This window comes from Streptomyces calidiresistens (assembly GCF_014141525.1).
Classification (GTDB): domain Bacteria; phylum Actinomycetota; class Actinomycetes; order Streptomycetales; family Streptomycetaceae; genus Streptomyces; species Streptomyces calidiresistens.
Genome location: NZ_VKHS01000264.1, coordinates 1 through 6,462, shown reverse-complemented (window position 1 = coordinate 6,462; position 6,462 = coordinate 1). Strand labels below are relative to the sequence as shown.

At 74.0% G+C, this 6,462-nt stretch carries 7 protein-coding genes; all 7 read right to left on the bottom strand.

Annotation, left to right across the window (positions count from 1 at the left end; all coding sequences use genetic code 11):
• Window positions 1-81: 81 nt before the first annotated feature.
• The 7 genes from FOE67_RS12810 to FOE67_RS12780 all read right to left on the bottom strand — a co-directional run bounded on the left by FOE67_RS12810 (window position 82) and on the right by FOE67_RS12780 (window position 6,370).
• The gene (locus FOE67_RS12810; RefSeq protein ID WP_182663697.1) at window positions 82-954 is read right to left on the bottom strand and encodes a sirohydrochlorin chelatase; all 873 of its coding nucleotides are present in this window, start codon (window positions 952-954) and stop codon (window positions 82-84) included.
• Window positions 955-1,019: 65 nt separating this feature from the next.
• Window positions 1,020-1,931, bottom strand: coding sequence for an ABC transporter permease (locus FOE67_RS12805; RefSeq protein ID WP_182663695.1), 912 nt, complete (start codon window positions 1,929-1,931; stop codon window positions 1,020-1,022).
• Window positions 1,918-2,736 (bottom strand): ABC transporter ATP-binding protein, encoded by an 819-nt coding sequence (locus FOE67_RS12800; protein WP_182663693.1) that lies wholly within the window; start codon window positions 2,734-2,736, stop codon window positions 1,918-1,920. The genes FOE67_RS12805 and FOE67_RS12800 overlap by 14 nt, the downstream gene beginning before the upstream one ends.
• 1 nt (window position 2,737) lies before the next feature.
• The gene (locus tag FOE67_RS12795; RefSeq protein WP_182663691.1) at window positions 2,738-4,126 is read right to left on the bottom strand and encodes a sulfate adenylyltransferase subunit 1; all 1,389 of its coding nucleotides are present in this window, start codon (window positions 4,124-4,126) and stop codon (window positions 2,738-2,740) included.
• Window positions 4,126-5,109: a sulfate adenylyltransferase subunit CysD gene (cysD, locus tag FOE67_RS12790; RefSeq protein ID WP_228473831.1), complete on the bottom strand. Its 984-nt coding sequence runs from the start codon at window positions 5,107-5,109 to the stop codon at window positions 4,126-4,128. The genes FOE67_RS12795 and cysD overlap by 1 nt, the downstream gene beginning before the upstream one ends.
• Window positions 5,106-5,657, bottom strand: coding sequence for an adenylyl-sulfate kinase (gene cysC, locus FOE67_RS12785; RefSeq protein ID WP_228473830.1), 552 nt, complete (start codon window positions 5,655-5,657; stop codon window positions 5,106-5,108). The genes cysD and cysC overlap by 4 nt, the downstream gene beginning before the upstream one ends.
• Before the next feature lie 71 nt (window positions 5,658-5,728).
• A complete protein-coding gene (locus FOE67_RS12780) occupies window positions 5,729-6,370 on the bottom strand; it encodes a phosphoadenylyl-sulfate reductase (RefSeq protein ID WP_182663699.1) in 642 nt (213 codons plus the stop codon).
• Window positions 6,371-6,462 lie beyond the last annotated feature (92 nt).

The following is a 6,462-nucleotide window of genomic DNA, read 5'->3' as shown; positions in this document are numbered from 1 at the left end:
GGGTGCGGAAGGCGGGAGGGCGGGGAGCGCCCCGCGAGGCACCTCCCGACATCCTCGGGCCACCGTCCGCCGAGCCGCCCCTCAGCGCCGGCGGGAGGACGCGGCGAGCCGTTCCGGGTCGCCGTGGTGCCCCCCGGGGTCGCCCATCCCCCGCGCCCGCGGGATGCGGCCGGCCAGGGCCGCGTCGTAGCGCCGCAACATCAGTCGCGCCAGTTCCGGCGCGTCCCCCAGGACCGGGGCCACCACATCGGCCCCGGCCTCCTCGGCGCCCCGCAGGATGCGGTCCGGCAGCCGGCCGGGCGCGATCACGTAGGGGGCCACCGCGACCCGACGGACGCCCTCGGCGCGCAGCGCGCGCACGGCGTCCGCGGTGGTGGGAGGGGAGGCGGAGGCGAACGCGGGTCGCACGGCGCGCCATCCCTCGGCGCGCCTCCACTCCCGCGCGGTCTCGGCGATCACCGCGATCGCCTCCGGATCGGAGGACCCCGCCGCGGCCAGCACCACACCGGTCTCGGCGTGGTAGGCGGGGCAGAGACCCGCCTGGTGCAGCCGCCTGGTCATGGCGGCCCGCAGCAACAGGTCCGGGCCGAGCACATCGGCCTGTTCCACACGCAGGCCGGGCAGCCGGCGGACCTCCTCGGCCAGCACGCCGGGGATGTCGGTCTTGGCGTGGAAGGCCCGGGTCAGCAGCAGCGGCAGGGCGATCACCCGCCGCCCACCGGCGGAGTACAGCCCCGAGAGGGCCTGCGCGACGCCCGGCAGGTTGAACTCCAGGTGGCACACCCGCACCGTCAGGTCCGGGCGCAGGGTTCGCACCCGCTCGGCCAGCAACGCGACGGTGGCGGGGTGACGAGGATCACGGCTGCCGTGCGCCACGATCAGCAGTGGTGGGGCGGTCGTCCGTGACGGCCGTCCCACCACCGGTGCGGTGTCGTTGTCCGTGATCCCGTGCATAGTGGTCGACTTTCGTTCCGTGACGTGCCGCGATCCGACGCGGATCCCCGGGGTCGGGGACGGCCTCAGCCGCCGGCCAGGCCGCGCCCGGTGAGCACCCGGCGCTCCAGGGGACGGAAGACGGCGGACTCCACCACCACTCCCACCACCAGGATCAGGGAGACCGAGGCGAGCACCAGACTCATGGAGCCCGCCCGGTTCCCTTCCGCCAGCATCTCACCCAAACCGGGCAAAGGGGTCGCGGTAATCAATTCCGCCGTCATCAGGGCCCGCCATCCGAAGGTCCATCCCTGCCGGAGGGCGGCGATGAATCCCGGAAGCGCGGCGGGGACGGTGATCAGGGCGGCACCCCGGACCCCGGTGGCGCCCATCGACCGACCGGCCCGCAACAGCAGCGGTGGCAGCTGGTCCACGGCGGAGGCGACGGTCACCGCGATCGACGGTACCGCCCCGAGCAGCACCACCGTGTAGACCGCGCCCTCGGAGTTGCCCAGGGCCAGCACGGCCACCGGGACCAGGGCCGCCGCCGGCAGGGACTGCACGGCCGTCAGGATGGGCCGCAGGACCGTGCGCATGACCGCCACCCGGGTCAGCAGCAGACCCAGCGGGAGGCCGATGGCCGCCGCCGCCCCGAAGCCGATCACGCAGCGCAGCAGGCTGTGCCCGATCGCCGGCAGGAGATCCCCCTCCCGGTGGGCCCCCGCCAGTTCGCCCCAGACCTCGCCCGGGGAGGGAAGCGTCGCCGGGCGACCGAGCGTGGCGAGCAGTTGCCAGACCACCAGGACCACGACGATCGCCAGCAGCGGCGGTCCCGCCCGGTGCAGGAGACGACGGTGGAGCGGACGGGGTGCCTCGACACCGGCCTCCAGGGCGTCGAGCCCGGAGGCCATTTCCCGGGAGTCGTCGGTCGTCCCGCTCCCGTCGCTCCGCGCCGGCGCCCCGCCGCGGGTCCCGGTCTCGATCTCAGGTCCGGGCATGTCGAACGATCTCCTCGTGCAGATGCCCGGTGATCTCGGTGGCCAGCGTCGACACACCGGTGTCCTCGATGCGGCGGGGGAAGGGCAGATTCACGTCCCACTCGCGGGCGATCCGGCCGGGACGGGAGGAGAGCAGGACCACCCGCTGCCCCAGCCGCACGGCCTCGCGCACGTTGTGGGTGACGAACAGCACCGTCAGGCGCCGCTCGCGCCACACCCGGCTCAGCTCCTCGTGCAGCAGGTCGCGCGTGATGGCGTCCAGCGCGGCGAACGGCTCGTCCATCAGCAGGACCTCGCTGCCCTGGGCCAGGGAACGGGCCAGGGCCACGCGCTGACGCATGCCGCCGGAGAGCTGGTGGACCCGTTTGCGGTGGGCACCGGGCAGCCGGACCAGCTCCAGCAGCTCCTCGGCGCGGTCGCGGCGCTCCTCGCGGGGCACCCCGGCCAGCCGCAGGGCCAGCTCGATGTTGCGGCCGGCACTCAGCCAGGGGAAGAGGGCATGGTCCTGGAACATCAGGGCCGGGCGTCCGCTGGGCACGGCGACGGCGCCGGCGGTGGGGCGGTCCAGGCCGGCCACCAGGTTGAGCAGGGTGGACTTGCCGCAGCCCGAGGCTCCCAGCAGACACACGAACTCACCCGGTGCGACATCCATGTCGATCGAGTCCAGGACGAGCTGGGCCCGCTCCCCGGTGCCGAACACCTTGGAGACGCCGTTCAGCCGCACCGCGCCGGAGGGTTCGGTGCCGGGGGCGGCGCCCTGCGCGGTGGAGGAGGCGGTGGTGGGTGCGACCAGTCCGGTGCTCATGTCAGAAGTCCCAGCCTTCGTCGTCGGGGGCGGCGGGGGAGGGCTCACCGGCGCCCCGGGCGTCGGTGAAGGCCTCGCCCGCCATGGCGGCGGTCAGGGTGGAGCCGTCGGCGGGGTCGATCAGCAGGAAGGAGCCGGTGCGGCGGGAGTCGGCGTAGGCGTCCACGGCCAACGGCTCGGCGGTGCGCACACCGATCCGGCCGATGTCGTTGGCGACCAGCTCGCCGGGGTTCGGCTCCTGCGAGAGGTCGGTCAGCGAGAGCCGGGAGGTGATGTCGGTGACGATCGCCTTGACGGTGCGGGTGGTGTGCTTGAGCAGCACCCGCGCGCCCGGCCTCAGGGGACGGTCGTGCAGGTGGCAGACGGTGGCCTGCAGTTCGCGGACCGGCTCGGCCAGCGGCCCTGCGGCGATCAGGTCGCCGCGCGAGACGTCCAGGTCGTCGGTCAGCCGCACGGTGACCGACTGCGGTGCCCATGCCACGTCCACCGGTTCGCCGAGCAGGTCGATGGCCTCGACGGTGGTGGTCCGGCCCGAGGGCAGCACGGTGACCGGCTGTCCCACGCGCAGTACCCCGGCGGCGATCTGGCCGGCGTAGCCGCGGTAGTCCGGCAGCTCGGCGCTCTGCGGGCGGATGACGTACTGCACGGGGAAGCGGGCCGGCTCGTCGGTGGGGTCGTGGCCCACCTCCACGCCCTCCAGGTGCTCCAGCACCGTGGGGCCGGTGTACCAGTCCATGGCGGTGGAGCGGACCACCACGTTGTCGCCGTTCAGCGCGGAGATCGGGATGGCGGTGACCTCGGGCACGCCCAGGGAGGCGGCGTAGGCGGTGAACTCGGCGGCGATGGCGGCGAAGGCGGCCTCGTCGTGGTCGATGAGGTCCATCTTGTTGACCGCCAGCACCACGTGCGGCACCCGCAGCAGCGCGGCGACCGCGGCGTGCCGGCGGGTCTGCTCGACCACGCCGTGCCGGGCGTCGACCAGGATCACGGTCAGGTGCGCGGTGGAGGCGCCGGTGACCATGTTCCGGGTGTACTGCACGTGGCCCGGGGTGTCGGCCAGGATGAACCGGCGGGCGGGGGTGGCGAAGTAGCGGTAGGCCACGTCGATGGTGATGCCCTGCTCGCGCTCGGCGCGCAGCCCGTCGGTGAGCAGCGCCAGGTCCGGGGCGGCGTGGCCGCGGCTGCGGGAGGCGTGCTCGACGGCCTCCAGCTGGTCGCTGAGCACCGACTTCGAGTCGTGCAGCAGCCGGCCCACCAGGGTGGACTTGCCGTCGTCCACCGAACCGGCGGTCGCGAACCGCAACAACGACGTGGAGGACGCCGAGGACGCCGGTGCCGACGGCGACGCGGTCGGGTCGGCGGGGCTCGTGGGTGCGGGTGTGGTGGTCATCAGAAGTACCCCTCGCGCTTGCGGTCCTCCATGGCGGCCTCCGAGAGCTTGTCGTCCGCCCGGGTGGCGCCGCGCTCGGTCAGTCGGGAGGCGGCGATCTCGGCGATCACCTTCGCGATGGTGTCGGCGTCGGAGTCCACCGCGCCGGTGCACGACATGTCGCCGACGGTGCGGTAGCGCACCAGGCGCTCCTCCACCGCCTCGCCCTCGCGCGGCCCGCCCCACTCGCCGGGGGCCAGCCACATGCCGTCGCGGGCGAAGACCTTGCGCCGGTGGGCGTAGTAGATCGACGGCAGTTCGATGCCCTCGCGCTCGATGTACTGCCACACATCCAGCTCGGTCCAGTTCGACAGCGGGAAGACCCGCACGTGCTCGCCCGGCGCGTGCCGTCCGTTGTACAACTGCCACAGCTCGGGGCGCTGACGGCGCGGGTCCCAGCCGCCGAACCCGTCGCGCAGCGAGAACACCCGCTCCTTGGCGCGGGCCTTCTCCTCGTCCCGCCGCCCGCCGCCGAAGACCGCGTCGAAGCGGTGGCTCGTGATGGCGTCCAGCAGCGGCACCGTCTGCAGCGGGTTGCGGGTCCCGTCGGGGCGCTCGCGCAGCTCGCCGCGGTCGATGAACTCCTGCACCGAGGCCACGTGCAGCCGCAGCCCGTGCCGGGCCACCGTGCGGTCGCGGTAGTCGATGACCTCGGGGAAGTTGTGCCCGGTGTCCACGTGCAGCAGTGCGAACGGCACCGGCGCCGGCGCGAACGCCTTCAGCGCCAGGTGCAGCATCACGATCGAGTCCTTGCCGCCGGAGAACAGGATCACCGGCCGCTCGAACTCCCCCGCCACCTCCCGGAAGATGTGCACCGCCTCCGACTCCAGCGCGTCCAGGTGCGACAACGCGAACGGGTTGTCGGCGGGGTCGGCGGGGTCGGCGGGGTCGCCGGGGCCCGTCGCGGTGGGCGCGGGGGTCGCGATCGTGGTCGAGGCCGTCATGCCAGTCCCCTCTCGGTCAGCAGTGCGTGCACGGCGTCGGCGGACTCGGCGACGCTCCGCCCGTCCGTCTCGATCCGCAGTTCCGGGTCGGTCGGCGCCTCGTAGGGGTCGTCCACCCCGGTCAGTCCGCTCAGTTCGCCCGCCGCCTGCCGGGCGTACAGGCCCTTGACGTCCCGTTCGGAGCACACCTCCACGGGCGTGGCCACGTGCACCTCCAGGTAGGCGGTGCCCTCGGCGTCGTGCCGGGCGCGCACGGCCTTGCGGCTGTGGGCGTACGGCGCGATGACCGGCACCAGGGCGATCACGCCGTTGGAGGCGAGGAGTTCGGCGACGAAGCCGATCCGCCGCACGTTGGTGTCCCGGTCCTCGCGGGAGAAGCCGAGGCCGGCGGAGAGGAACTCGCGGATCTCGTCGCCGTCCAGCACCTCCGCGCGGCGTCCGGCGGCGGTCAGTCGGTCGGCGACGGCGCGGGCGATGGTGGTCTTGCCCGCGCTCGGCAGCCCGGTGAGCCAGACGGTGGCGCCCGGCAGGTCGGTGCCGCTGCTCATCTCGCGTTCCCTTCGCGGTGCGTCGTCGGTGTCCCCCGGGGCCGGGGCGTTCTGCGGGGCGGGGGCGGCCATCAGCCGTGCAGCCCGCACTCGGTCTTGCCCCGGCCGGCCCAGCGGCCCGCCCTGGCGTCCTCGCCGGCGGCGACCCGCCGGGTGCAGGGGGCGCAGCCGATGGAGGCGTAGCCGTCCTGGAGGAGGGGGTTGGTCAGCACGCCGTGCTCGGCGACGTAGGCGTCCACGTCGTCCTGTGTCCAGCGGGCGATGGGGGAGACCTTCACCTTGCGGCGGCGCTCGTCCCATCCCACGACGGGGGTGTTCGCCCGGGTGGGGGACTCGTCGCGGCGCAGGCCGGTGGCCCAGGCGTCGTAGCCGCCCAGGCCGCGCTCCAGCGGCTCGACCTTGCGCAGCGCGCAGCACAGGTCGGGGTCGCGGTCGTGCAGCCGGGGGCCGTGCTCGGCGTCCTGCTCGGCCACCGTCCGCCGGGGGGTGAGGGTGATGACGTTGACGTCCATGACGGCGGCCACCGCGTCCCGGGTGCCGATGGTCTCGGGGAAGTGGTAGCCGGTGTCCAGGAAGACCACGTCCACCCCCGGTGCCACCCGGGAGGCCAGGTGGGCGACGACCGCGTCCTCCATCGAGGAGGTGACGCAGAAGCGGGGACCGAAGGTCTCCACGGCCCAGCGCAGGATGGCGGAGGCGGGTGCCTCCTCCAGACTCCGAGGGCAACCAGGTGGAGGGCTACCAGGTGCACCTCGGCGGCTCGCTCGGCCTGGAGCCCGGCTTCGGCCGCAAGGTGCGCGGGCTG